Genomic DNA, 23,878 nt, shown 5'->3' on the forward strand with positions numbered 1-23,878 from the left:
TGCGGGCAAGCTCAGACCGACCAGGACGTGGGCCAGCAGATGCTGGCGCAACTGTTCTCGAACCCCAGCGTGCTGTACCTGACCGCGGGCATTATCGGCATCATGGGGCTGATTCCCAATATGCCGCATGTGGCGTTCCTGACGCTGGCCGTCATTCTGGCCGGCACCGGCTGGGCGCTCCAGCAACGCGCGCACGCGGCACGCCAGGCCGCGGCCGGCCAGCCATCGCAAGCGGCCGCCCAAGCCCAGGCGGCCGCCGCCGAGGCCAGCTGGGATGATGTTTCCATGGTGGACCCGCTGGGCCTGGAGGTAGGCTATCGCCTGATTCCGCTGGTGGACCATGCCCAGAATGGCGAGCTGCTGCACCGCATCCGCAGCTTGCGCAAGAAGTTCGCCCAGGACGTGGGTTTCCTGCCGCCCGTGGTGCACATACGCGACAACCTGGAGCTCAAGCCCAACGACTACCGCATCCTGTTGTCCGGGGTCGAGATCGGCCGTGGCATGGCGATGCCTAACCAATGGCTGGCCATCGACCCCGGCGGCGTCACGGCTGCAATCAAGGGCACGGCGACCACCGACCCGGCCTTTGGCCTGCCGGCACTGTGGATCGACAGCGCCCAGCGCGACACGGCCCAGGCGGCCGGCTATACCGTGGTGGACGCCGGCACGGTAGTGGCCACGCACCTGAACCACATGATGCATCGCCATGGCGCGAGCCTGCTGGGCCGCCAGGAAACCCAGCAGCTACTGGACCGCATCGGCGCCGAAGCACCCAAGCTGGTCGAGGACCTGGTGCCCAAGACCCTGTCTCTGACCACGCTGCAGAAGGTGCTGCAGGGGCTGCTGGCCGAAGAGGTGCCCATACGCGACATGCGTTCCATCGTGGACACTCTGGCCGAACACGCGCCGCGCCTGGCCGCGCAGGCCGCGGCCACTAGCGGCCAGGCCGACGTGCCCGAACTGATCGCGCTGACTCGCCGCGCGCTGGGCCGCGCCATTACGCAGCAATGGTTCCCCGGCGACGGCGAACTGCAGGTGATCGGCCTGGACGTGAAGCTCGAGCGCGTGCTGACCCAGGCCTTGACCACGAGCGGAGGCCTCGAGCCCGGCCTGGCCGATACGTTGCTGCGCGAGGCGCAGGCGAGCGTGGCCCGGCAAGAGGCCCAGGGCCAGGCGCCGGTGCTGGTGGTGTCGCCGCCCCTGCGCGCGCCGCTGGCGCGCTTCCTGCGCCACCATTTGCCGCAGCTGGGCGTATTGTCCAATGCCGAGATTCCCGATGAGCGCATGCTGCGGGTGACGTCGCTGATCGGTGCCGGCGCATGAAAATAAGCAGATTCATTGGGGCCAGCAGCCGCGACGTCATGCGCCAGGTGCGCGAGGCGCTGGGTCCGGATGCACTGATCGTTTCCAACCGCAGCGTGGCCGATGGCGTCGAGGTGTTGGCCACTCTGGACGAACCGGCCGCCGAACCCGCCGCCGAACCCGTCGCGGCTGCGCTGGCCGCGCTGCCGGGGCCGGACACCCCATTGCCGGCGCCGCAGCCGGCCGCGCCGATGCCGGCAGACGCGACGGCGGGCCTGGAAGCGGCTATCGGAGCATTGCGCGGCGCGCTGGAAACCCGGCTGGATGGCCTGCTGTGGGGAGGCGCCGATACGGCCGGGCGCGAGCCGCAGCGCGCCGCGCTGTTCCGCCTGCTGCTCGATGCCGGCTTCAGTTCGCGCCTGGCGCGGGCGATGCTGGAGCGATTGCCTGGCGGGTTGGGCCAGCGCGAGGCGCAGTCATGGGTGCGCAATGAACTGGTGACGCATTTGCCGGTGCTGACGCGCGAAGACGAGCTTTGGGAGCAGGGCGGCGTGTATGCGCTGGTCGGCCCCACCGGCGTGGGCAAGACCACCACGCTTGCCAAATTGGCCGCGCGCTGCGTGGCCCGCGAGGGCCGCGAACAGGTCGCGATGCTGACCACCGACAATTTCCGCATCGGCGCGCTGGAGCAACTGCAGATCTACGGGCGCCTGATGGGGGTGCCGGCGCGCTCGGTGCGCGACGTGGCCGAACTGCGCGCCACGCTGGCCGAACTGGGCGACCGCAAGATGGTGCTGATCGACACGACCGGCATCAGCCAGCGGGATCGGAATGTGGCCGCGCAGGCCGCGCTGCTTTGCGGCGCCGGCAGGCCGGTACGGCGCCTGCTGGTGTTGAACGCCGCCAGCCAGGGCGACACGCTGGATGAGGTGGCGCATGCATACCGGCACGGCGCCGGCGAAGATGTGGCCGGCTGCATCATCACCAAGCTCGACGAGGCGTCGCGCCTGGGTCCGGCGTTGGACACCGCGGTGCGCCACCGGCTGCCGGTGCATTATGTGTGCGTAGGCCAGAAAGTCCCGGAAGACCTGGCGTTGGCCCGTGCTGACGAACTGGTGGATCGCGCGCTGGCGGCGCCCGTGCAGGCGCCGGCACTGTACGCGCCCAGCGAGGCCGACATGGCGTCGCTATGGCGTGCGCGCAACGCTGCGCCGCAAGATGACGCGGCGCAGCGCCGGCGCCAGTGGCTGGCGGCGGCACTGTTGCCCGGCGGCGCGGCTGAGGCCTCGACGCTGGATCAGGCGCTGGCGTGGCTGGATGCCGACGCTGCCTGCAGGCAGGCCCGCGCCGCCTGGCGCGAAGTGGAAGCGCCACGCGCGGCGGCAGCCGGGCAGGGTGGCGCCGACATCAGCCTGGATGACGTGCGGCGCGCGTTTGCGTCGGCCTGCGACCGGCACCTGCTGGTGCTGCATGGCACGGCGGCGCTGGGCGGGGCTGGATTGCCGGGCGCCAGGCTACAGGCGGCGTTGCTGTTGAGCGATCGCGGCGCCGCGCTGGGCGCGGCGGCGGGCCGGGTGCATAGCCCCCGGACGTCGGGCGGCCCGGACCGGGCATGGATGCCAGAAGCCGGCCGCACGCTGCCGGAACGGGTCGCGGCGCTGGCCGAAGGGCTGCCCGCGGTGCCGCTGGTGCACTTGACCGAACCTGGCGACACGCCCGCGTGGCGCAGCCTGCCGGCTGGCACGGCCTGGCTGGCGCGCTGCGCCGGGGCCATGAAGGTGCTGCACGACGATTGCCCGACTACCTTGAATGCGGTGGGCAAAGCCTTGGGCTATCTGCCGGCCGGCGCGCTGGACGACGCGGCCGGCATCGCGGCGCTACAGCCGGCGTCGCGCGGCCCGGCGTGCGAACTCTGGGCATCCGGCACCGAGGTGGCGGTGCCCCGCCGTGGCGCGCCGGCACTGCCGTTGCGGCTGGTTTGCGCGCGGGTGGTCGGGGCCGACGGCGCGGTGCTGCGCCAGCTTTTCGGCCTGACCAGCCTGTCGGCCAGTCAGGCCGATGCGAGCACGGTGGCCCGCTGGCTGGCGCTGCAGGAGCGGGCGCGCGGCGCATTTCGCGATATGGCGCAAGCCTGGCCGGCTCTGCCGGCCGGCACGGGAATGGCCGGGCAGGCCGCGCGCGCCGCGCTGGCGGCCCAGCTGGGCGCGGCCTGCTGGCAAGTGGCGCAAGCGCCCGGTGCAGCGACCCTGGATTCCCCGCTGCGCGGCGCGCTGGGGGCCGGCCGTGGGTTGACCGCGCGCGCCATGCCGACGGCGTTACTGAAGCTGTTTTCGATGCTGGAAATGGCCGCCTGAGCGGCGAGGCACGACGACACAGGTGTCAGGCTTCCGGAGGCGCCTGCACCGTAGTATTGATGCGATTTTCCGGTGTGCCGGTTTTTGTGACCCGGCGTGAGCCTGCTTCGGTTTCTCAGGCCGCGACGATGTTCTTGCCGCCATATGCGCCGCGGCGCCCGCGGCCCTGGGCGTCGTAGGTGCCGGCGCTGGCCATGCCGCCCATCTCGCGCAGCGCGTCCAGCGATTGCTGGGTGTAGCGCAAACTGACTTCCACCAGCGCGCTGTTGCGGGCGTTGCGTTCGCGCGCGACGGCGGCATTGGCCAGCAGCGTGCGCCAGGCTTCGGCCAGCTGCGGGTCGCGCGCGGCGGCGTGTTCGGTGCCTTCGTGCCCTTCGGGCAGCCCCATCTGCTCTAGCAGCGCGTCGCGGTGGTCACTGAGCGCGGCCAGCCGCAGGGCCAGGGATTCCTTGTGCCGCGTCAGTTCCGGCAATTGCTGGAAGGCGGTGCGATCGACCAGGGCATGGGTTTCACTGTCCAGGGTAGCGGAGAATTCCTGCACCAGGGCGTTTTCGCGTGCCAGGCAATCGAGCAGAGAAGTGGGCATGTCCATGGTGCGGGCCGTGCGTGAGTAGGCTATTTGACCAAATCCCGGGCGCTGGCGATCAGGCTGTCGGCGATGCGGCCGGCGTCGATCTGCAGTTGTCCGGAAGCGATGGCGGCGCGTATGGCGGCCACGCGTTCGACGTCGATGTCGCTGCTGCCGTCCTGCAGGGCGAGCAGCTGGCGCGATGCGGGGCTGAGCGCCACTTGCGCACTGGTGGCGCCCGACGATGCGGTCGACGGCGCCGCGCCGGCCGGGGTGTCGGCCCGCCCGCCCGGCGCCTGGGCGCCGACAGGCCGGGAAGAGGATGGGATGATTTTCAAAGCAGTCTCCGCAGGGCAAGGTGTGAGCTTGCCCGCAAAAAATGGATCCCTTGCTGAGTGTGTAAAACTCACGCAAGGAGGGAGGAAAGATGGGTAATCCGAGAGCTCGATATACGCAGGAATTCATGCTGGAAGCCGTGCGCATGGTCCGCGGCGGCCAGAGCATGGCGGCGGTGGCGAAGATACTGGGCATCAGCCCGAAGACGCTGCACAACTGGGTGAAGGCCGATGCCGCTGGGAAGCTGAACGGCGCAGGCAAACAGGTTTCTCCAGAACAGATGGAGATTGCCCGGCTGCGCGCGGAGTTGGCACGCGTGAAGATGGAGCGCGACATATTGGGAAAAGCCACGGCGTACTTTGCGAAGGTGTCGGCATGAAGTACGCCTGGATCGAGCTTCACAGCCGACAATGGCCGGTGTCCCTGAGCTGCCAGGTGCTGGGTGTCAGCCCCAGCGGTTACCACGCGCGCAAGGTGCGGGATGTCGATACTGACCGACCGCGCCGACGCATCAGCAACGACGCTCTGCTGGTGCACATCAAGGCCGTGCACGCTGAATCCAAAGGCGAGTACGGCTGGCCGCGCGTGTGGAAGCAACTGCTGGTCCAGGGCATTCGCGTCAGCAAGGATCGTGTCCAGCGGCTCATGAAGCTGCACGGCATCAAGGCGAAGACCAAACGCCGGTTCAAGGTCACGACCGACAGCAAACACAGCCTGCCGGTCGCACCGGACCTGCTGCAACGAGACTTCTCTCCCGCGCGTCCCGACCAGGTCTGGACTACGGACATCACGTACATCTGGACGGACGAGGGTTGGCTGTTTCTGACCGTCATTCTCGACCTGTTCAGCCGTCAGGTGGTGGGCTGGTCGATGCAGCCGCACATGCGCACGGAGCTGGTGTCTGATGCGCTGCGTATGGCGTGGTTTCGCCGCCGTCCGCAAGCGGGCCTGATCCTCCACAGTGACCGTGGCAGCCAGTATTGCAGTCATGACTTCCAGGACCTGCTCAAGGGCTACGGCATGCGCAGTTCGATGAGCCGTCGAGGCAATTGCTGGGACAACGCACCGACCGAGAGCCTGTGGGGATCGCTCAAGCGTGCACGCATCCTCGGCCAGCGCTTTGCAACGCGTCGCGAAGCGATGGACGAGGTAATCGACTGGTTGAGCTTCTACAATCATTCGCGCTTGCACTCGACGTTGGGCTACGTCAGCCCGATGCAATTCGAGCGGGACTGGTACGCCGCCCAGAACCAACGGGTGGCATAATCTCGCTCAGTTAAGGGATCCGAAATTCGCGGGCAACGTCAGTGCCGGCAGGCGCCGCTAGGGGCGGCCGGCTCTTGTCCTTGTAACGGCGGCGGCGCGGCGAACTTTAGCGTGGCCGGCCGGCTGGTGACTTCAATATGTAACATCTAAAGCACAACCTCGACCAGGGTGGCGTTGCGCACGATGCCGCTGACCACCTGGCCCGAGGGCGTGCGTACCTGCACCGGCGCGCCCGGCGGGGCGTCGTCGAGCGCCTCGCCCTCGCTGCTGATTACGAAGCCGGCTCCGCGCGCGGTGATGCGTACCTGCTGGCCACGGGTGACCGCCCGCGCGCTGCGCAGGGCCGTGCCTTTGATGGCCTGCCCGGCGGCGATGCGATAGCGGGCCCGCATGCCGACGATGGCCGCCGGATCGACCACTACGCCGTGCGGCAGGGCGACCAGGTCGCCGTCGCGGGCATCGAGGTCATTGGCCTGGATGGTCTGTCCGGCGGGAATCATGTGTGCGGCCACGTAATACTGCCCCCGCACGCTGACGGTCGCCTGCACGTACTGGGTCCAGGATTGCGGCGCGGTGCAGCGCACGCCGACGGTCATGCGCGGACGCGGGCGCAGCGCCGAGGGCAGGAAAGGCGCCAGTTGCGTGCAGCTTGCCAGGCGCGAGGCGTCGATCGGGTCGAGCGTGATCGACAACGTGCCGGGCAGGCCGGCGAGCTGCTCGCGCAGGAATGCCTCGGCCGCCTGCCCGATGGCGGCGGCGGCGGCCGCGGCGGGTGTCGCTTCGGCGCGCGCGGCCGCACCGGCCGGCGGCGCCGGCAGCAGCACGGTGCCCAGCAGGGCCAGTCGCAAGAGAGCGCGCGAGAGCGGTTGCATGATGCTGGCATTGTAGAAGCGGGGTGCCGCCGGCAAGACCCGAATTGAATCGGAAATGACGGGTTATTTGCCTGATTGTGGCGCGCGCCCGGCCCCTAAGATGCCGTCATGCAAAAAGGGATTGCGGCGTGCCGCGGTCCCGCAGGTTCCGCTCACTCTTCCTGCAGGACACTCCCAGGATGCTAGACAGGCTCAACGAAGACTTTCGCTTCTACCAGCAGGCAATCGCGCTGCGCGCCGAACGGCAGGAAGTGCTGTCTTCGAACATTGCCAACGCCGACACGCCCAACTACAAGGCGCGCGACTTCGATTTCCAGGCCGCCATGCGCAACGCGCTGGACACGCGCATGCGTCTGCCCGACACGCAGCTGGCGCTGACCTCGGCGCGGCACATTCCGGCCAAGGCTGTCACGCCCGACCCCGCCGAGCTGCTGTACCGCCTGCCGTATCAACCCAGTATCGACGGCAACACCGTCGATATGGACGCCGAGCGGGTGCAGTTCGCCGACAACACGCTGCACTACCAGAGCAGCCTGCAAATGCTGTCGAGCCGCATTCGCTCGATGATGTCGGCCATCCAGGAATAACCCACGGACCCCGCCATGTCTTTGACCAGTATTTTTGATATTGCCGGTTCGGCGCTGCAGGCCCAGTCGCAGCGCATGAACGTGTCGGCCAGCAACCTGGCTAACGCCGACAGCGCAGTGGGCCCGGACGGCCAGCCTTATCGCGCGCGCCAGGTAGTGTTCCAGGTGAATCCTCCGGCGGGCCAGGCCTACGGCCGCGAAATCGGCGGCGTGCGCGTGGCGGGGGTGGTACAGGACCCGTCGCCGCCCAAGCTTATCTACGATCCGTCCCATCCGCTGGCCAACCCGCAGGGCTACGTGACGATGCCAAATGTGGATCCGGTGGCCGAGACCGTCAACATGATCGCGGCGTCGCGGTCGTACCAGGCCAACGTGGAAGTGCTGAACACGGCCAAGCAATTGATGATGAAGACGCTGACCCTCGGCCAGTCTTGAACCCCTGAACGGAGCCCCGGATGACCACGGTCAACAACAGTACAGATTCCACCGGACTGGCGCTGGCGCAGTCCGGCGTCGGCGCCAATAGCGCGCAGAGCCTGCAGGACCGCTTCCTGACGCTGCTGGTCACCCAGCTGAAAAACCAGGACCCGCTCAACCCGATGGAAAACGCCGAGCTGACATCGCAGCTGGCGCAGATATCCACGGTGGAAGGCATTACCAACCTGAAGAACACGTTGCTGGCCATCAGCGGACAGATCGACGTGTCGCAGTCGATGAATGCCGTGTCCATGATAGGCAAGGGCGTGCTGATTCCCGGCGAAAAAATTTCGCTCGGCACCGATGCAAGCGACCCGTCCAAGCGCGTGGCCACGCCTTTCGGCATCGACTTGCAGGGCGATGCCGCCAAGGTGTCGGTCAAGATACTGGACGCATCGGGCGCGGTAGTGCGCAGCTTTGAGCTGGGCGAGCAGGATACCGGCGTGCTGACGCTGGACTGGGATGGCACCAACGATGGCGGGCAGGCGCTGGTAGACGGCAAGTACACCGTGAAGGTCAGCGCCACGGATGCCGACGGCAAGAAAGTGCAGGCCGAGACGCTGACTTACGGCAAGGTAAACAGCGTGTCGTATTCCACTGACGGCCTGCGGCTGGACCTGGGCCTGGCCGGCCAGATCAGCATGCTGGATGTACGCAAGGTGCTGGGTACCTGAGGGTACGCGGCGGCAATCGACTAGACACTCACACGAGCGAGAGAACACATGGGTTTCGGACAAGGATTGAGCGGCCTGAACGCCGCGGCGCAGAACCTGGACGTCATCGGCAACAACATCGCCAACTCGGGCACGGTGGGCTTCAAGTCCGCCACGGCGTCGTTTGCCGACGTGTACGCGAGTTCGCGCGTGGGCCTGGGCGTGAAGGTCAGCGCTATTAACCAGCGTTTCTCGGTAGGCAACGTGACCGTCACTGGCGGCGAATACGATATCGCCATCGACGGGCCCAAGGGTTTTTTCCGCCTGACCGACCCCAGCGGCGGCGTGTTCTATTCGCGCAACGGCGAGTTCCTGGTGGATAAGGATTTCTACCTGGTCAACGCCCAGGGCTACCGCCTGACCGGCTACGCCGCCGGCGCGGTGGGGTCGGCCCCGGTGGACCTGCGGCTGCCGCAAGGCAACATCGCTCCCAAGCCGACCGACGCGGCCGGGTTGCAGACCAACCTGAACGCCAATGCCGATGCCATCGACCCGGCCACCTCGCCCTTCGATCCCACGCTGGCCTCGACCTACACCGACTCGGTGCCCACCACGGTATATGACTCGCTGGGCAACGCGCATCAATTGACGCAGTACTTCGTCAAGCGCGCAGGCGATACGGTGACTAACGAAAGCGTCTACGAGGTGTACTACACGCTGGACGGCGAGGCCATGGACCCTACTACCGAAGCCGCCGGTGTCTGGGGTGGGGCAACGACGCTGACCTTCGACGCGGCGGGCCGCCTGACCTCGGCGCCCACAGTGGACCTGTCTTTCGCCACGCCGGGCGGCACCACGTCGCCGGCCGACCCGCTGGCCATCACCATGAGCTATGACGGCGTGACGCAATACGGCAGCGATTTTTCGCCCAAGATCACGCAGAACGGTTATTCCAGCGGCGAATACTCGGGCCTTTCGATCAACAGCGACGGCACCCTGCAAGCCAACTACACCAACGGTGAAACGGCCATCATCGGCACGCTGGCGCTGGCCAACTTCAACAACGTGCAAGGGCTGCAGCCGGTGGGCAACAACGCCTGGGCCGAGACCGGCGCGTCGGGCCAGCCCACGCTGGGCCAGCCCGGCACCAATGGTCTGGCGACCGTGGTCGGCCAGGCGGTGGAAGCCTCGAACGTGGACATGAGCAAAGAGCTGGTCAACATGATCGTGGCCCAGCGCACTTACCAGGCCAACGCGCAGACCATCAAGACCCAGGATGAGGTCATGCAGGTGCTGATGAACATGCGCTAAGGGCGCCGGGCATCGCACGGGAATAAGTCATGGATCGAATCATCTACACCGCGATGGGGGGCGCCGCGCGCGCCGCCGAGCACCAGGCCGTGTTGAACAACAACATGGCCAACGTCAGCACGCCGGGGTTTCGCGAGCAGCTGGCGATGTACCGCTCGGTGCCGGTACTGGACGGCACCTCGCTGCCCACGCGCGTCTCTACCGTGACCGCTACGCCGGGCAGCAATTTCCAGCTGGGCAACATGGAAACCACGGGCCGCGCGCTGGACGTGGCGCTGGCCGGGCCGGGGTGGCTGGCGATCCAGACCCCGCAGGGCGAGGCCTATACCCGCGCCGGCGACCTGCAAGTGGGCGTGAATGGCCTGCTGCAGACCGCGCAGGGGCAGCCGGTGCTGTCGGACCAGAACGGCGTGATCGACGTGCCGGAACTGGCCACGCTCACCATTGCCAGCGACGGCACCATCACGGCATTGGGGGCGGGCGACCCGCCCAACAATATCCTGAACCTGGGCCGCCTGAAGATGGTGAACCCGCCCGAGACGGCGATGGTGCGCGGCGACGATGGCGTGTTTCGCATGGCGCAGGGCGGCGGCCAACCTTTGCCGGCCGATCCGGCGCTGCGCCTGATGTCGGGCGTGCTGGAAAGCAGCAATGCCAGCCCCATCAAGGCCATGGTCGGCATGATCGACAACGCGCGGCGTTTCGAGATGCAGATGCAGGTGATCAGCGAGGCCGACAAGAACGCCGAGCGGGCCAATGGCCTGCTTTCCATGAGCTAGTAATTTTTTCACGCACGGCCCGGTAAATGCCGGCCGCGCCAGGAGTATTCACCATGATGCGTTCGCTTTGGATCGCCAAGACCGGTCTCGAAGGCCAGCAAACGTCGATGGACGTGATTTCCAACAACCTGGCCAACGTCCAGACCAACGGTTTCAAGCGCGGCCGCGCCATTTTCCAGGACTTGATGTACCAGACGCTGCGCCAGCCCGGCGCCCAGGTGGGCGACGCCAACCAGTTGCCCACCGGCCTGCAACTGGGCACTGGCGTGCGGGTGGCTTCCACCGAGCGGGTATTTACGCAGGGCAACCTGAACAACACCGGCAGCGAACTGGACATCGCCATCGACGGCAAGGGGTTCCTGCAGGTGGACCTGCCCGACGGCACCCAGGCATACACGCGCGACGGCACGCTGCAGGTGGACCAGAACGGGCAGTTGACCACGGCGGGCGGCTATGTGATTCAGCCGCCCATCAACGTACCCGACAACGCGCTGTCGCTGACGATCGGCAAGGACGGCACGGTATCGGTTACTCAGCCCGGCGCGGCCGGCCTGAATGTGCAGATCGGCCAGTTGCAACTGGCGACCTTCATCAATCCGCCTGGCCTGCAGAGCGTGGGCGAGAACCTGTACCTGGAGACGGACTCGTCGGGCCCGGCGAATATTCTGCAGCCTGGCATCGACGGCGCGGGTTCGATCCTGCAGCAGTACGTCGAGACCTCGAACGTGAATGTGGCCGAGGAGCTGGTCAACATGATCACCACGCAGCGCGCGTACGAGATGAACAGCAAGGCTGTGAAGACCTCGGATGAAATGCTGGCCCGCCTGACGCAGCTGTGATGCCCATGATTGTGCTGCGCCTGCTGTTCGCGGCCGTGCTGGCGCTGGCCGCGGCCGGTTGCGCCATGATTCCGCCCGAACCCGTCGTGACCGGGCCGGTGACTGCCGCGCCGCCGCCGCCGCCCATGCCGGCGGCGCAGCCCAATGGCTCGATCTACCAGCCGCGCGTCTACGGCAATTACCCGCTGTTCGAGGACCGCCGGCCGCGCAATGTGGGCGATATCGTCACCATTGTGCTGAACGAGCGCACCAACGCCGCCAAGAACGTGGCCACCAACACCGACCGCAGCGGCAACGTGGGGTTGGGCATCGCCGCCACTCCCGGTTTCATGGACAGCTGGGCCAACGCCAAGTTGAATACCGACGCCTCTGGCTCCAACAAGGCCTCGGGCAAGGGCGATTCCAGCGCCAACAATACCTTCACCGGCACCATCACCACCACGGTGATCGGCGTGTTGCCCAACGGCAACCTGCAGGTGGCCGGCGAGAAGCAGATCGCCATCAACCGCGGCAGCGAATACGTGCGCTTCTCGGGCGTGGTCGATCCACGCTCGATCACCGGGGCGAACTCGGTGTCGTCGACCCAGGTTGCCGATGCCCGCATCGAATACCGCAGCAAGGGCGTCATGGATGAAGTGCAGACCATGGGCTGGCTGCAGCGCTTTTTCCTGATCGCCTCGCCATTCTGACCATGACGCCTACGCCTTCGTTTTCTGTTCTGTCGCGCCTGGCCGGCTGTGTTCTGGCGGCAGCGTTGCTGATGCTGGCCGGGCCCGCGCAGGCCGAGCGCATCAAGGACCTGGCTTCCATCCAGGGCGTGCGCGGCAATCCCCTGATCGGCTATGGCCTGGTGGTGGGCCTGGACGGCAGCGGCGACCAGGTGCGGCAGACGCCGTTCACCCAGCAGAGCCTGACCAACATGCTGTCGCAGCTGGGCATTACCGTGCCGCCCGGCAGCAACATGCAGCTCAAGAACGTGGCGGCCGTCATGGTGACCGCCACGCTGCCGGCCTTCGCCCGGCCCGGGCAGCGCCTGGACGTGGTGGTGTCTTCGATGGGCAATGCCAAGAGCCTGCGGGGCGGCACCTTGCTGATGACGCCGCTGAAGGGCGCCGACAGCCAGGTGTACGCCATCGCCCAGGGCAATATCCTGGTGGGCGGCGCGGGCGCGTCGGCAGGCGGCTCGAGCGTGCAGATCAACCAGCTCAATGGCGGCCGCATTAATGACGGCGCCATTGTCGAGCGCGGCGTGCCGACCTCGTTCTCGCGGGACGGCCTGATCTACCTGGAAATGGACGTGACCGATTTCGGCACGACCCAGAACGTGGTGGCCGCGCTGAACCGCCAGTTCGGCGCGGGTACGGCAGAAGCCGTGGACGGCCGGGTAGTGCAGGTGCGCGGGCCGCTGGATGCCGCCGAGCAGGCGGCTTTCCTGGCCCGCGTCGAAAACCTGCAAGTGCGGCGCGCACCGGCCACGGCCAAGGTCATCATCAACGCGCGCACGGGGTCGGTGGTCATGAACCAAACCGTCATGATCGACGAGGCGGCCGTGGCGCATGGCAACCTGTCGGTGATCATCAATCGCCAGACCCAGGTGTCGCAGCCGGACACGCCGTTCGGCGGCGGCCAGACCGTGGTGGTGCCTAACACGCAGATCGAAGTGCGGCAGGAAGACGGCGCGTTGCACCGGGTGCGCACCAGCGCCAACCTGGCCGATGTGGTCAAGGCGCTGAACGCGCTGGGCGCCACGCCCCAGGACCTGCTGGCCATCCTGCAGGCAATGAAATCCGCCGGCGCGCTGCGCGCCGACCTTGAGATTATCTGATGGCCTTCGTCAGCTACACCCCGCGCCCGGATGCCCAGCAATCGGTATTCGACCTGGGCCGCCTGGCCGACCTGAAGCGCGGCGTGCGGGCCAAACCGGGCGACTCGGCCGCGCAGAAGCAGGTGGCCACCCAGGTGGAGGCGCTGTTCCTGCAGATGATGCTCAAACGCATGCGCGAGGCCGGGCCCAAGAGCGGGCTGTTCGATTCGCAGCAGTCGCAGATGATGCAGTCCATGGCCGACGAGCAACTGGCGCTGCAACTGGCGCGGCCCGGCGTGGGCCTGGCGCAGGCGATGCTGCGGCAGATGCAGCAGGGCCGGCCGGCGGGCGTGGCCGATGCGGCCCTGGATGGGGTGCTGCAAAACGATAGCGCCCCGCGCCGGGTGACGGCGCTGCTGGACGTGCTGCGCAACAACCGCGCCAGCGACCGCGCACTGGCCGCGGCCGAGGGCGCGCCCGTTCATGTGGTGGACTTCGTTTCCCGCATGGCCGGGCCCGCGCAAGAGGCAGCCCGCCAGACGGGCGTGCCGGCACGCCTCATCCTGGGCCAGGCCGCGCTGGAGTCGGGTTGGGGCCGGCGCGAACTGAAATACGACAACGGCGCCACCAGTTACAACCTGTTCGGCATCAAGGCCGGATCGAGCTGGAACGGCAAGGTGGTGAATGTGCTGACCACCGAGTACGAAGACGGCGTGGCGCGCAAGGTGGTGCAGCCGTTCCGCGCCTATGGTTCGTACGAGGAGTCGTTCGCGGACTACGCGCGCCTGATCGGCGAGAACCCCCGCTACGAGCCGGTGCTGCAGGCCCGCGACGAGATCGACGCGGCGCGGCGTATCCAGGCGGCCGGCTATGCCACCGACCCGGCCTACGCCGACAAGCTGATCGCCATCATGGGGCAGCTGCGCGGGGCGGGCGGTACGGATTTTTCCCATGCCCGCTAAATTCGCGCCTGTGCCTGCCGTTAACCCGGTATCAGGACCGGATACGGTTTTCTACGGGATATCGGCAGCATGAATCTGTACAACTTGGCGCTCACCGGGCTGAACGCATCCCAGGCGGGGATGGAAGTCACCAGCCACAATATCAACAACGCCGCCAACGCGGGGTATAGCCGGCAGCGCCTGGTCACCTCGACCGCCGGCGCGACCGAGACCGGTCAGGGCTTCTTCGGGCGCGGCGTGCAGGTCGACACCGTCAAGCGCCAGTACGACAGCTTCCTGTATCGCCAGATGGTGGGCGCGCAGGGCACAGGCGCGCAGCTCGCCACCCACTACGACCAGGTTTCGCAGATCAATAACCTGTTCGGCGACCGTACGGTGGGCATCACCCCGGCGCTGGAGAATTTTTTCGCCAGCCTCAACGCCGGCGCCAGCAATCCGGCCGACCCGGCTGTGCGCCAGGACATCCTTGGCAAGACCAATTCGCTGGTCACGCAGATCAACACCGCCTACCGCGAGTTGCAGAACTTGCGCGAGGGCGTGAACACGCAGATTTCGACCACGGTCGAGCAGGTCAACAGCTACCTGGAACGCATCAACGACCTGAACAAGCAGATCGTGGTGGCGCAGGGCAAGTCGGGCCACGCGCCCAACGACCTGCTCGACCAGCGCGACCAGGCGCTGTCGGAACTGAACCAGCTGGTGGGCGTGCGCTATTACGAGCAGGGCAACAGCCTGAATATCACCCTGCAAAGCGGTCAGACGCTGCTGTCGGGCACGACGGTGTACCCGCTGGCGGCCGTGCAGTCGGCCTCCGATCCCACCCGCATGGCACTGGCCTATTCGCTGCCGGCCGGCTCGGGCTCTACTGTGCAGGTCGAGCTGTCCGACAGCGAGATCAGCGGCGGCAAGCTGGCGGGGTTCCTGCAGTTCCGCAGCCAGTCGCTGGACGCGGTGCAAGACCAGTTGGGGCAGCTGGCGATCGGCCTGGCCCTGGCGTTCAATGCCCAGCACGAAGCGGGCCTGGATCTGAACGGAGACCCGGGGGAAGCCCTGTTCGGCCTGAGCCAGCCGGCGGCGATCCCCAAGGTGGGCAATACGGGCGATGGCTCGCTGACGGCAGAGTTCACCGATGCCAGCGCCATTCACGCCACGTCGTACGACATTGTCTACAACGGCACGCAATACGTGGTGACGCGCCAGTCGGACGGCGCCGTCCAGACGCTGACGCCATCGGCGGACACGCCGCCCACCATCGAGTTCGATGGCATGACGGTGACCGTGGACGGCACGCCCGCGGCGGGCGACGTCTGGAAGCTGCAGGCCACCCGCGACGCGGCGCGCGACCTGAAGGCATTGATCACCGATCCGGCCAAGCTGGCTTTGGCTGATGCCGCCGGCGGCACCACCAACGGCGCCAACGGTTTGCTGCTGGCCAAGCTGCAGACGGAAAAAGTGCTGGGCGGCGGCACCCTGAGCCTGAGCGGGCAGTTTTCGCAGCTGATCAACAACATCGGCGTGCAGACCCAGCAGATCAAGACCGCCGCGACGGCGCAGGACAACCTGATTACCCAGCAGACCTCGGCGTACCTGTCGGTATCGGGCGTCAACCTGAACGAGGAATACGTGAACCTGACGATCTACCAGGAACAGTACCAGGCCAGCGCCAAGATTCTGGACGTGGCCAGCACGGTGTTCGACACCCTGCTGGGCCTGCGCTGATCGATGCCGATTGAGACGGATTTGGAGCTTTTCCCATGCGCCTGAGCACTGCCCTGATTTACCAGAACGGCCTGAACGGCATCCTGAAGCAAGAAAGCACGCTGTCGCGGCTGCAGGAGCAACTGGCCAGCGGCCGCCGCGTGCTGACGCCGGCCGACGACCCGCTGGCCGCCTCGCTGGCGGTAAACGTGTCGCAGACGTCGAGCATGAACGCCACTTACGCGTCCAACCGCAATACGGCCAAGCAGACCCTGGGGCTGGAGAGCAATGCCCTGAGTTCGGTGGTGACCACGCTGCAGTCGGTGCTGCAGCGCGTGGTGCAGGCCGGCGGCACGCTCAGCGACCCCGACCGGCAGGCGCTGGTGACCGAGCTCGAGGCCTCGCGCGACCAGCTGGTGGGCCTGGCCAATTCGACCGACGGCAATGGCCAATATCTGTTTTCGGGCCATCAGGGCTTCAGCGCGCCTGTTACGCTCGACGCCGACGGCAACGTGAGCTATGGCGGCGACAACGGCCAGCGCCTGATCCAGGTCGACCAAAGCCGGCAGATGGCGGGCAGCGACGTGATCTCGGACATCTTCGGCAAGGCGTCGGCGGGTTCGAAGGCCTATATCGTCGAGGCTAACGAGGCGAACACCGGTACGGGCCAATTCAGCTCGGTGTCGTTCGACACGACGACTGGCAGCGGGGCGAATCAGGACTTCATCGTTACGTTCTCGGATGTCGGCGGCGTGTTGCACTATACGACCGATACGGTGCCGAGTTCGGCGCCGGTAACCGCGCCTTATGTCGAAGGCCAGACCATCGACCTGGGCGGCATCAGTTTCAGCGTGTCGGGGCAGCCGGCCGTGGGCGACAGCTACACCATCGAGACGCCCAAGGCGTCGAACATGGATATGTTCGAAACGCTCGACACCCTGATCGACACGCTGGGCCGTTCGACCACCAACGATCCCGCCGCGGTTGCCGCCATCAACAACGCGTTGGCCACGGCCAACAAGAAGCTGAACCTCACCCTGGACAATGTGCTCACCGTGCAGGCATCGGTGGGCGCCCGCCTGAACGAGCTCGATGCGCTCGATGCGGTGGGTTCGCAGCGCACGCTGTCGTATACCAAGCAGCTCTCCAACCTGGAAGACGTGGACGTCTATTCCGTGACCTCTGAACTGCTGCTGCGCAAGGTTGCGCTCGACGCGGCGAGTTCGTCGTTTTCGATCATCCAGGGTTCCAGCCTATTCAGCCGAGGCCGTTAAGCCGGCGATTCGGCATTTCTAGCGTATTTCCATCTATCACCTCAGATCATGCTGTCCAATATGAAAGTACGCACAGGCATCCTGCTTGTGCTCGGCGTATTACTGCTGGCCTTGTTGGCATCCAACGGCACTGCCTGGCTGGCCATGTATTCCAGCAACGACAAGCTCGATCGGGTCAATTCGGCTTATTCGAACCAAGTTGTGCCGGTATATGAGGCCAGCACCCTGCTGCAGCGCTCGCGCCTGAACCTGGCGGCGGCAGCCGTCGAGCTGCAAGCGGGCCGCTTCCCCGAAGCCGACCGGTTTCTGCAGCGCGCGCGGGAGGCCGGCAATACGGCTGCGCAGGTAATGGCTGACTTCATGAAAAGGGAGAAGAGCGCCACGTTGCAGGAAAAGTCGGCCACCCTGAATACAGCCTACCAGCGTTACGCCAGCCAGGCGCAGTCGCAGGGTGAGGCGCTGGGCAAGCAGGACACCCGCGCGTTTATCGAGCGCAACGACGACACCCAGGCCGCCGCGATCGCATTCGACGAGACGCTGGCGGGTTATCTGAAGTACATCGATGAGCGCACCGACGAGCTGGTGGTCGAGGCGCATACCGACTACTCCATGTCCCGCATCGTGTCGATCGCGCTGGCGGCCATTGCCTTGGTGTTGGCGGCATTGTGCTGGATATTCATGCAGCGCAGCGTGCTGCGGCCGTTGCGCCTGGCGGGCCAGCATTTTGACAAGATCGCCGCGGGCGACCTGACGGCCCGGGTCGAGGTGCACAGCACGAACGAAATGGGGCACCTGTTCTCGGCGTTGCGGCGCATGCAGGAGAACCTGGCGCGCACGGTGTCGCAGGTGCGCCGCGGGGTGGACGAGATCAACGTGGGTTCGCGCGAGATTTCGGCGGGCAACACCGACCTGAGCAGCCGTACCGAGCAACAGGCGGCGTCGCTGGAAGAGACGGCGGCGTCGATGGAAGAGTTGGCCTCGACGGTCAAGCAGAACGCCGACAACGCGCGCCAGGCGAATCAGCTGGCGGCCAGCGCCTCGGACGTGGCCGAGCGCGGCGGAGCGGCGGTCTCGGAAGTGGTGAGCACGATGGAAGGGATTTCGGCGAGCTCGCGCAAGATTTCCGAGATTGTGTCGGTGATTGACGGGATCGCGTTCCAGACGAACATTCTGGCGCTGAACGCGGCGGTGGAAGCGGCGCGCGCGGGCGAGCAGGGCAAGGGCTTTGCGGTGGTGGCGGGCGAAGTGCGCTCGCTGGCGCAGCGCAGCGCGCAGGCGGCCAAGGAAATCAAGGTGCTGATCGAGGACTCGGTGAGCAAGGTGGGCACGGGTTCGCAGCAGGTGGAGCGGGCCGGTGCGACGATGCAAGAGATCGTGGCGTCGGTCAAGCGGGTGACGGACATCATGGGCGAGATTTCGGCGGCCTCGGAAGAGCAGTCGGGCGGGATCGACCAGGTGAACCGCGCGGTGTCGCAGATGGATGAAGTGACGCAGCAGAACGCGGCGCTGGTGGAAGAGGCGGCCGCGGCGGCGGGCTCGCTGCAAGAGCAGGCGCAGCAGCTGGCCGAGGCGGTGGCGGTGTTCAAGATCAACGCCGGCGAAGTCATCGAAGTGCCGGCCCAGCAATTGACGGCCCAACACGCGCCGCGCGTGGCCGAGAGCGCGCGGCAGTCGGCGGCGACTGCAACCACGGCCGCCCGCGGCGCCGAGCCGGCGCCCTCGGCGCCGCTGCGCCAGTTGCCTGGGGCGACGACGCAGGCGCCGGCGCCAGCCGCCGCGGCTGCTGCGCCGCGCACGGCGCGCAGTGTACGCCGGGCCGACCAGGCGTCCGCGCCGGCGGAAAGCACCGCGTCGTCGGTTACGCGACGTGCCGCCGCGGCACAACCGCAGGCCGAAGGCGCCAGCGCCTCGCGCCCGGCGCGCCGCCCGACGGTTGCGGCCACGGGGCCGATTGCGGCGAACTCGGCAGCCCGTCGCGCCGCCGCGGCGGACGACGATTGGGAATCTTTCTGATGCGCCGGCAAGCTGGCGCGAATGGGTGGCGGGCATGCGTTTGAGAACGACGCTGGCCGTGCTGGGTGTGACGTGGTTGCTGGCTGGCTGCATGACGGCCGGGCGCAACTTCGATCCCGGCCAGCTGTCGCGCCTGACACCCGGCGAATCGACGCTGGAAGAAGCTTCGTATGCATTGGGGGCCGCGCCGGCCATGCTGTATGGGCAGAGCGACGGCGGCACGCTGGCGCTCTGGTCGTTCAAGGCCACATTCGTGACCGACGGCTTGTACAGCCGTAAGCAGGCCATGTTGCAGTTCGGCCCCGATGGCAGGCTGGTGCGGCTGGTGGACACCACCAATGTGCTGCTCGAGCCCTGGGAGCGCAGAAAGCTGCTTGGGCCCGCGCCACCGCGGCTGGACGGCCCGGCGGGTGCGCCATGGAACCCGGCGCCGCCAGCGCCGGAGCAATAGTGGGCATGGCGCAGTCAGCCAGAGCCGATGGGTTGCCGGCATTTGCCGGCAGTGAACGAGTTTCGGAATACTACTGAAATACGGGGGAGAGCGATGGACGCGACTTTCGATACCGGCGCCAAGCCGGCCAAGGCCAAGAAACGGGCGCGTGCGCCCAAGCAGAAGCGCTCATGGAAAATTCGCGACGCACGGGTGGGCACGCTGCTGCTGCTGGTGATGGGCTTCTTCGCCGTGCTGATTGCGGCGGTGGGCGCCCTGGCAGCGTATTTTCTGCAGAGCAACTATGAATCGATCCGCCAGATCAACGACCTGACCGCGCGCGCCAAGCAAGTCGAAATCATCAATAGCGACATGCTGCGTTCGCGCGTCGACCTGATGGTGGCGGCCCGCTACTTGCAGGAGTCGGGCTGGGGCAGCGGCGAGAAGTCGGCCGCCGAAGCCAAGAAGGCGCTGGAGGCGGCCACTTCGCGCCTGGACGGCGTGCGCAAGCGCTTTTCGGATTTCCAGCAGAACATGCTGGAAGACGATGCCGGACGCCGCCTGTCGATGGACCTGGTGCGCCGCTACCGTGCTTATATCGACGATGGCGTCGACACCATGGTCGAGGCGCTGCGCAGCGAAGATTACTCGACCTTCTATATGGTGAACAACGAGTACGGCACGCCGCGCAGCGAGACGTTCATCGAGGCGATCGCCAAGTTCACCGACTACATCCAGGAACAGCGGGACGCCAATATTGCCACGGCGCAGACCAATTTCGAGCGAGCGGTGCTGGCGGTGGGCGTGGCCGTAGTGTTGGCCCTGGTGCTGATGTTGGTGGCGCGCGTGGTGTTTGGTCGCCTGGTGGTGCGTCCGCTGATCGACGCCGGCCAGCATTTCGACAAGATCGCCGCGGGCGACCTGACGGCCCGGGTCGAGGTGCGCAACAGCAATGAAATCGGCCAACTGTTCTCGGCGTTAAAGCGCATGCAGGAGAACCTGGCGCGCACGGTGTCGCAGGTGCGCCGCGGGGTGGACGAGATAAACGTGGGTTCGCGCGAGATTTCGGCGGGCAACACCGACCTGAGCAGCCGTACCGAGCAACAGGCGGCGTCGCTGGAAGAGACGGCGGCGTCGATGGAAGAGCTGGCCTCGACGGTCAAGCAGAACGCCGACAACGCGCGCCAGGCGAATCAGCTGGCGGCCAGCGCCTCGGACGTGGCCGAGCGCGGCGGGGCGGCGGTCTCGGAAGTGGTGAGCACGATGGAAGGGATTTCGGCGAGCTCGCGCAAGATTTCCGAGATTGTGTCGGTGATTGACGGGATCGCGTTCCAGACGAACATACTGGCGCTGAACGCGGCGGTGGAAGCGGCGCGCGCGGGCGAGCAGGGCAAGGGCTTTGCGGTGGTGGCGGGCGAAGTGCGCTCGCTGGCGCAGCGCAGCGCGCAGGCGGCCAAGGAAATCAAGGTGCTGATCGAGGACTCGGTGAGCAAGGTGGGCACGGGTTCGCAGCAGGTGGAGCGGGCCGGTGCGACGATGCAAGAGATCGTGGCGTCGGTCAAGCGGGTGACGGACATCATGGGCGAGATTTCGGCGGCCTCGGAAGAGCAGTCGGGCGGGATCGACCAGGTGAACCGCGCGGTGTCGCAGATGGATGAGGTGACGCAGCAGAACGCGGCGCTGGTGGAAGAGGCGGCCGCGGCGGCGGGTTCGCTGCAAGAGCAGGCGCAGCAGCTGGCCGAGGCGGTGGCGGTGTTCAAGATCAACGCCGGCGAAGTCATCGAAGTGCCGGCCCAGCAATTGACAGGCAATTACGCTGCGCCCCTGGTGGCCCAGTCATAAGAAAAAGCTGACTCCCCCAATTGCGCCGGCCATGCCGGCGTTTTTTTTGGGGGGTATCTGGCTCCCACCGGGCGCCGACGGCGTGTCGGGCGGGATCTGGTGCCAGGGTCCCGCAAGGTGCCTGGCACCGCGTGGCGGGCGAAGCTGTGGCGCATGGGGCGGTGCCAGGCACCCTGCGGGAGCCTGACACCTGGAACGGACGTGGGCCGACGTGGGTCGGACCTGCGCCGGCCCCGAGCCGGCAGAAGATGTTTCTTTGTCCCAGCGGCGCTAGCGCGCGGCCAGCCCGCCCAAGACGTCACTGATTGCCTGCAAGCCATCTCGCATCAGGCCTTCCAGGAACGGGGCGGCATGCGGCAGCACGGCCGCCAGCAGCAGCAGGCCGGTGATCAAGCTGACAGGGAACCCCACCGCGAATACCGACAGCTGCGGGGCCGCGCGATTCAGGATGCCCATGGCCAGGTTGATGGTCAGCAGGGCGCAGATCAGTGGCAGCGCGAGCAGCAGGCCGGATACGAAAATGGTCTGCCCCCACTGCACCAGGATGCCCCAGCCATTGGGGTCGAGCGTCAGTTGCGTCAGGGGCAGTACGTCGAATGAGCGCACCAGCGCCGCCAGCACCAGCAGGTGGCCGTCCAGGGCCAGGAACACCAGCATGGCTACGATATTCAACAGCCGCGACAGCACCGCGGTGTTGGCGCCGGTGGAGGGATCGAAGAATGAAGCGAACGACAGCCCCATTTGCAGGCCCACGAACTCGCCGGCCGTCTGCACCGCGGCGAATACGATGCGCATGGTGAATCCCATGGCGATGCCGATCAGCACTTGCTGGCCCAGCAGCCATAGCCCGGCGTACGAACCGGGCGGAATGGCGGGCGGGGGCTCCAGGCCGGGCGCCACTGCCACGGTGAGCATGAAAGCCAGCGCCACCTTGATCCGGATAGGGATGGTGGATTCGGAGAACAGCGGCGCGCTGCCCACCAGCGCCAGCATGCGCACGAACGGCCAAAGGAACTGCAGCAGCCATGCGTCGAGCTGCTGCTGGGTGAAGTTGATCATGGCATGCAAGGCCGGCTGCCGCGCACAGGCCCGCCTACGAGACCAGCAACGGAATCTGGCCGATCAGCTGACGGATGTAGTCGGTCATCAGGCCCAGCAGCCAGGGGCCCATCAGCACCAGCACGCCGCACATGGCCAGCAACTTGGGGATGAACGACAGCGTCATTTCGTTGATCTGCGTAGCGGCCTGGAACACGGCGATGACCAGGCCCACTGCCAGGGTCACCAGCAGCAGGGGGCCAGCCATGGCCAGCGCTATTTTCAGCGCCTGGTAGGTCATCGACATGACGGTTTCAGCGGTCATGGCGGCGCTCCGTTATTGGTAGAAACTGCTGGCCAGCGACCCCAGCAGCAGGTTCCAGCCGTCGGCCAGCACGAACAGCATCAGCTTGAAAGGCAGGGCCACGGTGACCGGCGGAACCATCATCATGCCCAGCGCCATCAACACGCTGGCCACCACCAGATCGATGATCAGGAAAGGAATGAAGATGGTGAAGCCGATCTGAAAAGCCGTTTTCAGTTCACTGGTGATGAAGGCGGGCACCAGGATCTTCATGGGCACCTGCGACGGATCTTCCAGGGCCGGCTGGTTCGCCAGGTTGGCGAACAGGGTCAGGTCGTTCTCGCGCGTCTGGTGCAGCATGAACGTGTGCAATGGCGCGGCGGCGCGCTCGACGGCCGTTTCGAAGGGAATCGAACCTTCCGACAGCGGCTTGTAGGCTTCGCTGTAGATGCGGTCGAACACCGGCGACATGGTGTAGAAGGTAAGAAACAAGGCCAGCCCGATCAGCACGTGGTTGGGCGGCGACATGGCCGTGCCCAGGGCGCTGCGCAGCAGCCCCAGCACGATGATGATGCGCGTGAAGCCCGTCATCATCAGCAGTGCCGCCGGCAGGAACGACAGCGAAGTCATCAGCAGCAGCGTCTGCATGCTGAGCGAATACGTCTGCGCGCCGCCGGGGCCAGGCGTGGCGGTCAGGGCAGGCAGGGTGGCCTGGGCCACGACGCCCGCCGGAAACAGCGCCAGCCCCGCCAGCGCGGCGGCGGCCAGGGCGAGCGGCACGCGGCGGCACGAGCGGAAATGGTGCATGCGATGGAGCATCATGAAAACCGGAAGAGAGTCAGCCGCGGCGCTTGAGCGCCTGCGACAGCTTGCCGGCGAAGGCGCCCAGTTCAGACGCAGGCGGCGCGACGACGCCCGCGGGCAGCGTGTGCAGGGGCGTGATCTGGGTGGACGTGACGCCGACCACCAGCCAGGTGTCTTCGATCTGCAACAGGGCCACGCTCTGGCGCGGGCCCAATGGCAGGCTGGCTACCTGGCGCATCGGCCCTGAGCCGGCGCGCCCGGCCAGCCCGGCGCGGCGCGCCAGCCAGGCCGAAGCCAGGATGGCCGCCACCACCAGCACCAGACCGATCACCACGCGCAGCACGGCCGATTCCGTCATGGCGTTC

Annotated in this window: 23 protein-coding genes and 1 pseudogene; 17 read left to right on the forward strand and 7 right to left on the reverse strand. The window is 66.7% G+C overall.

From position 1 onward, the window contains the following. Nucleotides 1-12: 12 nt before the first annotated feature. Together BPET_RS10725 and flhF are read left to right on the forward strand one after the other, a co-directional pair. Nucleotides 13-1,323: pseudogene (locus BPET_RS10725) on the forward strand (FHIPEP family type III secretion protein); the annotation flags it as partial. After that, nucleotides 1,320-3,656 carry a flagellar biosynthesis protein FlhF gene (gene flhF, locus BPET_RS10730; RefSeq protein WP_012249027.1) on the forward strand — a complete coding sequence of 779 codons (2,337 nt, stop codon included), beginning with the start codon at nt 1,320-1,322 and terminating at the stop codon, nt 3,654-3,656. The pseudogene BPET_RS10725 and the gene flhF, both read left to right, overlap by 4 nt. A 115-nt stretch (nt 3,657-3,771) precedes the next feature. Here flhF and BPET_RS10735 read toward each other — a convergent pair whose 3' ends face one another. Together BPET_RS10735 and flgM are read right to left on the reverse strand one after the other, a co-directional pair. Then, entirely contained in the window at nt 3,772-4,242 is a 471-nt protein-coding gene (locus tag BPET_RS10735) for a flagella synthesis protein FlgN (protein WP_012249028.1), read from the reverse strand. Nucleotides 4,243-4,271: 29 nt separating this feature from the next. Further along, a complete protein-coding gene (gene flgM / locus BPET_RS10740) occupies nt 4,272-4,562 on the reverse strand; it encodes a flagellar biosynthesis anti-sigma factor FlgM (RefSeq protein ID WP_041862858.1) in 291 nt (96 codons plus the stop codon). Nucleotides 4,563-4,651: 89 nt separating this feature from the next. On the opposite strand from flgM, the gene BPET_RS10750 reads away from it, so the two are divergent. Then, nucleotides 4,652-5,826 (forward strand): IS3 family transposase gene (locus tag BPET_RS10750; protein ID WP_085970191.1). Its coding sequence is split into 2 segments (ribosomal slippage): nt 4,652-4,901 and nt 4,901-5,826, totalling 1,176 coding nucleotides; the frame shifts between segments, so codons are not numbered across the junction. 146 nt (nt 5,827-5,972) lie between these two features. Here BPET_RS10750 and flgA read toward each other — a convergent pair. Further along, entirely contained in the window at nt 5,973-6,698 is a 726-nt protein-coding gene (gene flgA / locus BPET_RS10755) for a flagellar basal body P-ring formation chaperone FlgA (protein WP_012249030.1), read from the reverse strand. Between the two features lie 179 nt (nt 6,699-6,877). Between flgA and flgB the strand changes: the two genes are divergently transcribed. The 14 genes from flgB to BPET_RS10825 all read left to right on the forward strand — a co-directional run bounded on the left by flgB (nt 6,878) and on the right by BPET_RS10825 (nt 21,367). Then, entirely contained in the window at nt 6,878-7,285 is a 408-nt protein-coding gene (gene flgB, locus BPET_RS10760) for a flagellar basal body rod protein FlgB (RefSeq protein ID WP_012249031.1), read from the forward strand. 15 nt (nt 7,286-7,300) lie between these two features. Further along, nucleotides 7,301-7,720, forward strand: a complete 420-nt coding sequence (flgC, locus tag BPET_RS10765; RefSeq protein ID WP_012249032.1) for a flagellar basal body rod protein FlgC — start codon at nt 7,301-7,303, stop codon at nt 7,718-7,720. 20 nt (nt 7,721-7,740) lie between these two features. Continuing rightward, nucleotides 7,741-8,436 carry a flagellar hook assembly protein FlgD gene (locus BPET_RS10770; protein ID WP_012249033.1) on the forward strand — a complete coding sequence of 232 codons (696 nt, stop codon included), beginning with the start codon at nt 7,741-7,743 and terminating at the stop codon, nt 8,434-8,436. A 48-nt stretch (nt 8,437-8,484) separates the two neighbouring features. After that, a complete protein-coding gene (gene flgE, locus BPET_RS10775; RefSeq protein ID WP_012249034.1) occupies nt 8,485-9,726 on the forward strand; it encodes a flagellar hook protein FlgE in 1,242 nt (413 codons plus the stop codon). A gap of 29 nt (nt 9,727-9,755) precedes the next feature. Continuing rightward, the gene (locus BPET_RS10780; protein ID WP_012249035.1) at nt 9,756-10,505 is read left to right on the forward strand and encodes a flagellar basal body rod protein FlgF; all 750 of its coding nucleotides are present in this window, start codon (nt 9,756-9,758) and stop codon (nt 10,503-10,505) included. A 53-nt stretch (nt 10,506-10,558) separates the two neighbouring features. Continuing rightward, entirely contained in the window at nt 10,559-11,344 is a 786-nt protein-coding gene (flgG, locus tag BPET_RS10785) for a flagellar basal-body rod protein FlgG (protein WP_012249036.1), read from the forward strand. Further along, nucleotides 11,344-12,033 (forward strand): flagellar basal body L-ring protein FlgH, encoded by a 690-nt coding sequence (locus BPET_RS10790; protein WP_041862859.1) that lies wholly within the window; start codon nt 11,344-11,346, stop codon nt 12,031-12,033. Before flgG ends, BPET_RS10790 begins: the two co-directional genes overlap by 1 nt. Before the next feature lie 2 nt (nt 12,034-12,035). Next, nucleotides 12,036-13,169: a flagellar basal body P-ring protein FlgI gene (locus tag BPET_RS10795; RefSeq protein ID WP_012249038.1), complete on the forward strand. Its 1,134-nt coding sequence runs from the start codon at nt 12,036-12,038 to the stop codon at nt 13,167-13,169. Then, on the forward strand, nt 13,169-14,110 hold the full coding sequence (gene flgJ, locus BPET_RS10800) for a flagellar assembly peptidoglycan hydrolase FlgJ (protein WP_012249039.1): 942 nt from the start codon (nt 13,169-13,171) through the stop codon (nt 14,108-14,110). The genes BPET_RS10795 and flgJ overlap by 1 nt, the downstream gene beginning before the upstream one ends. A 69-nt stretch (nt 14,111-14,179) precedes the next feature. After that, complete coding sequence (gene flgK, locus BPET_RS10805) at nt 14,180-15,829, forward strand: flagellar hook-associated protein FlgK (protein WP_012249040.1); 1,650 nt, start codon at nt 14,180-14,182, stop codon at nt 15,827-15,829. Nucleotides 15,830-15,864: 35 nt separating this feature from the next. Then, the gene (gene flgL, locus BPET_RS10810; RefSeq protein WP_012249041.1) at nt 15,865-17,082 is read left to right on the forward strand and encodes a flagellar hook-associated protein FlgL; all 1,218 of its coding nucleotides are present in this window, start codon (nt 15,865-15,867) and stop codon (nt 17,080-17,082) included. 48 nt (nt 17,083-17,130) lie between these two features. Next, nucleotides 17,131-19,095, forward strand: a complete 1,965-nt coding sequence (locus tag BPET_RS10815) for a methyl-accepting chemotaxis protein (RefSeq protein WP_012249042.1) — start codon at nt 17,131-17,133, stop codon at nt 19,093-19,095. 34 nt (nt 19,096-19,129) lie between these two features. Further along, entirely contained in the window at nt 19,130-19,546 is a 417-nt protein-coding gene (locus BPET_RS10820) for a hypothetical protein (protein WP_012249043.1), read from the forward strand. A gap of 93 nt (nt 19,547-19,639) precedes the next feature. Then, complete coding sequence (locus BPET_RS10825; RefSeq protein WP_012249044.1) at nt 19,640-21,367, forward strand: methyl-accepting chemotaxis protein; 1,728 nt, start codon at nt 19,640-19,642, stop codon at nt 21,365-21,367. A gap of 270 nt (nt 21,368-21,637) precedes the next feature. On the opposite strand, the gene fliR is transcribed toward BPET_RS10825, so the two are convergent. Genes fliR through fliO form a run of 4 tightly spaced genes read right to left on the reverse strand, consistent with a single transcriptional unit; the run spans nt 21,638 to nt 23,871 of the window. Continuing rightward, on the reverse strand, nt 21,638-22,426 hold the full coding sequence (gene fliR, locus BPET_RS10830; protein WP_012249045.1) for a flagellar biosynthetic protein FliR: 789 nt from the start codon (nt 22,424-22,426) through the stop codon (nt 21,638-21,640). A gap of 34 nt (nt 22,427-22,460) precedes the next feature. Beyond that, complete coding sequence (fliQ, locus tag BPET_RS10835) at nt 22,461-22,730, reverse strand: flagellar biosynthesis protein FliQ (RefSeq protein WP_012249046.1); 270 nt, start codon at nt 22,728-22,730, stop codon at nt 22,461-22,463. 12 nt (nt 22,731-22,742) lie between these two features. Further along, nucleotides 22,743-23,516 (reverse strand): flagellar type III secretion system pore protein FliP, encoded by a 774-nt coding sequence (fliP, locus tag BPET_RS10840; RefSeq protein ID WP_050978327.1) that lies wholly within the window; start codon nt 23,514-23,516, stop codon nt 22,743-22,745. Between the two features lie 31 nt (nt 23,517-23,547). Next, nucleotides 23,548-23,871 (reverse strand): flagellar biosynthetic protein FliO, encoded by a 324-nt coding sequence (fliO, locus tag BPET_RS10845; RefSeq protein ID WP_012249048.1) that lies wholly within the window; start codon nt 23,869-23,871, stop codon nt 23,548-23,550. Between the last annotated feature and the right edge of the window lie 7 nt (nt 23,872-23,878).

Source organism: Bordetella petrii (assembly GCF_000067205.1).
Lineage (GTDB): Bacteria > Pseudomonadota > Gammaproteobacteria > Burkholderiales > Burkholderiaceae_B > Bordetella_A > Bordetella_A petrii.

Coding starts and splice junctions, on each gene's coding strand:
- BPET_RS10735 (WP_012249028.1), bottom strand. CDS start 4,242: ATGCCCACTTCTCTGCTCGATTGCCTGGCACGCGAAAACGCCCTGGTG.
- BPET_RS10795 (WP_012249038.1), top strand. CDS start 12,036: ATGACGCCTACGCCTTCGTTTTCTGTTCTGTCGCGCCTGGCCGGCTGT.
- BPET_RS10815 (WP_012249042.1), top strand. CDS start 17,131: ATGCTGTCCAATATGAAAGTACGCACAGGCATCCTGCTTGTGCTCGGC.
- flgA (WP_012249030.1), bottom strand. CDS start 6,698: ATGCAACCGCTCTCGCGCGCTCTCTTGCGACTGGCCCTGCTGGGCACC.
- flhF (WP_012249027.1), top strand. CDS start 1,320: ATGAAAATAAGCAGATTCATTGGGGCCAGCAGCCGCGACGTCATGCGC.
- fliQ (WP_012249046.1), bottom strand. CDS start 22,730: ATGACCGCTGAAACCGTCATGTCGATGACCTACCAGGCGCTGAAAATA.
- flgJ (WP_012249039.1), top strand. CDS start 13,169: ATGGCCTTCGTCAGCTACACCCCGCGCCCGGATGCCCAGCAATCGGTA.
- flgK (WP_012249040.1), top strand. CDS start 14,180: ATGAATCTGTACAACTTGGCGCTCACCGGGCTGAACGCATCCCAGGCG.
- BPET_RS10790 (WP_041862859.1), top strand. CDS start 11,344: ATGCCCATGATTGTGCTGCGCCTGCTGTTCGCGGCCGTGCTGGCGCTG.
- BPET_RS10825 (WP_012249044.1), top strand. CDS start 19,640: ATGGACGCGACTTTCGATACCGGCGCCAAGCCGGCCAAGGCCAAGAAA.
- flgB (WP_012249031.1), top strand. CDS start 6,878: ATGCTAGACAGGCTCAACGAAGACTTTCGCTTCTACCAGCAGGCAATC.
- fliP (WP_050978327.1), bottom strand. CDS start 23,516: ATGCACCATTTCCGCTCGTGCCGCCGCGTGCCGCTCGCCCTGGCCGCC.
- BPET_RS10780 (WP_012249035.1), top strand. CDS start 9,756: ATGGATCGAATCATCTACACCGCGATGGGGGGCGCCGCGCGCGCCGCC.
- BPET_RS10770 (WP_012249033.1), top strand. CDS start 7,741: ATGACCACGGTCAACAACAGTACAGATTCCACCGGACTGGCGCTGGCG.
- flgL (WP_012249041.1), top strand. CDS start 15,865: ATGCGCCTGAGCACTGCCCTGATTTACCAGAACGGCCTGAACGGCATC.
- flgG (WP_012249036.1), top strand. CDS start 10,559: ATGATGCGTTCGCTTTGGATCGCCAAGACCGGTCTCGAAGGCCAGCAA.
- BPET_RS10820 (WP_012249043.1), top strand. CDS start 19,130: ATGCGTTTGAGAACGACGCTGGCCGTGCTGGGTGTGACGTGGTTGCTG.
- fliR (WP_012249045.1), bottom strand. CDS start 22,426: ATGATCAACTTCACCCAGCAGCAGCTCGACGCATGGCTGCTGCAGTTC.
- flgE (WP_012249034.1), top strand. CDS start 8,485: ATGGGTTTCGGACAAGGATTGAGCGGCCTGAACGCCGCGGCGCAGAAC.
- flgC (WP_012249032.1), top strand. CDS start 7,301: ATGTCTTTGACCAGTATTTTTGATATTGCCGGTTCGGCGCTGCAGGCC.
- fliO (WP_012249048.1), bottom strand. CDS start 23,871: ATGACGGAATCGGCCGTGCTGCGCGTGGTGATCGGTCTGGTGCTGGTG.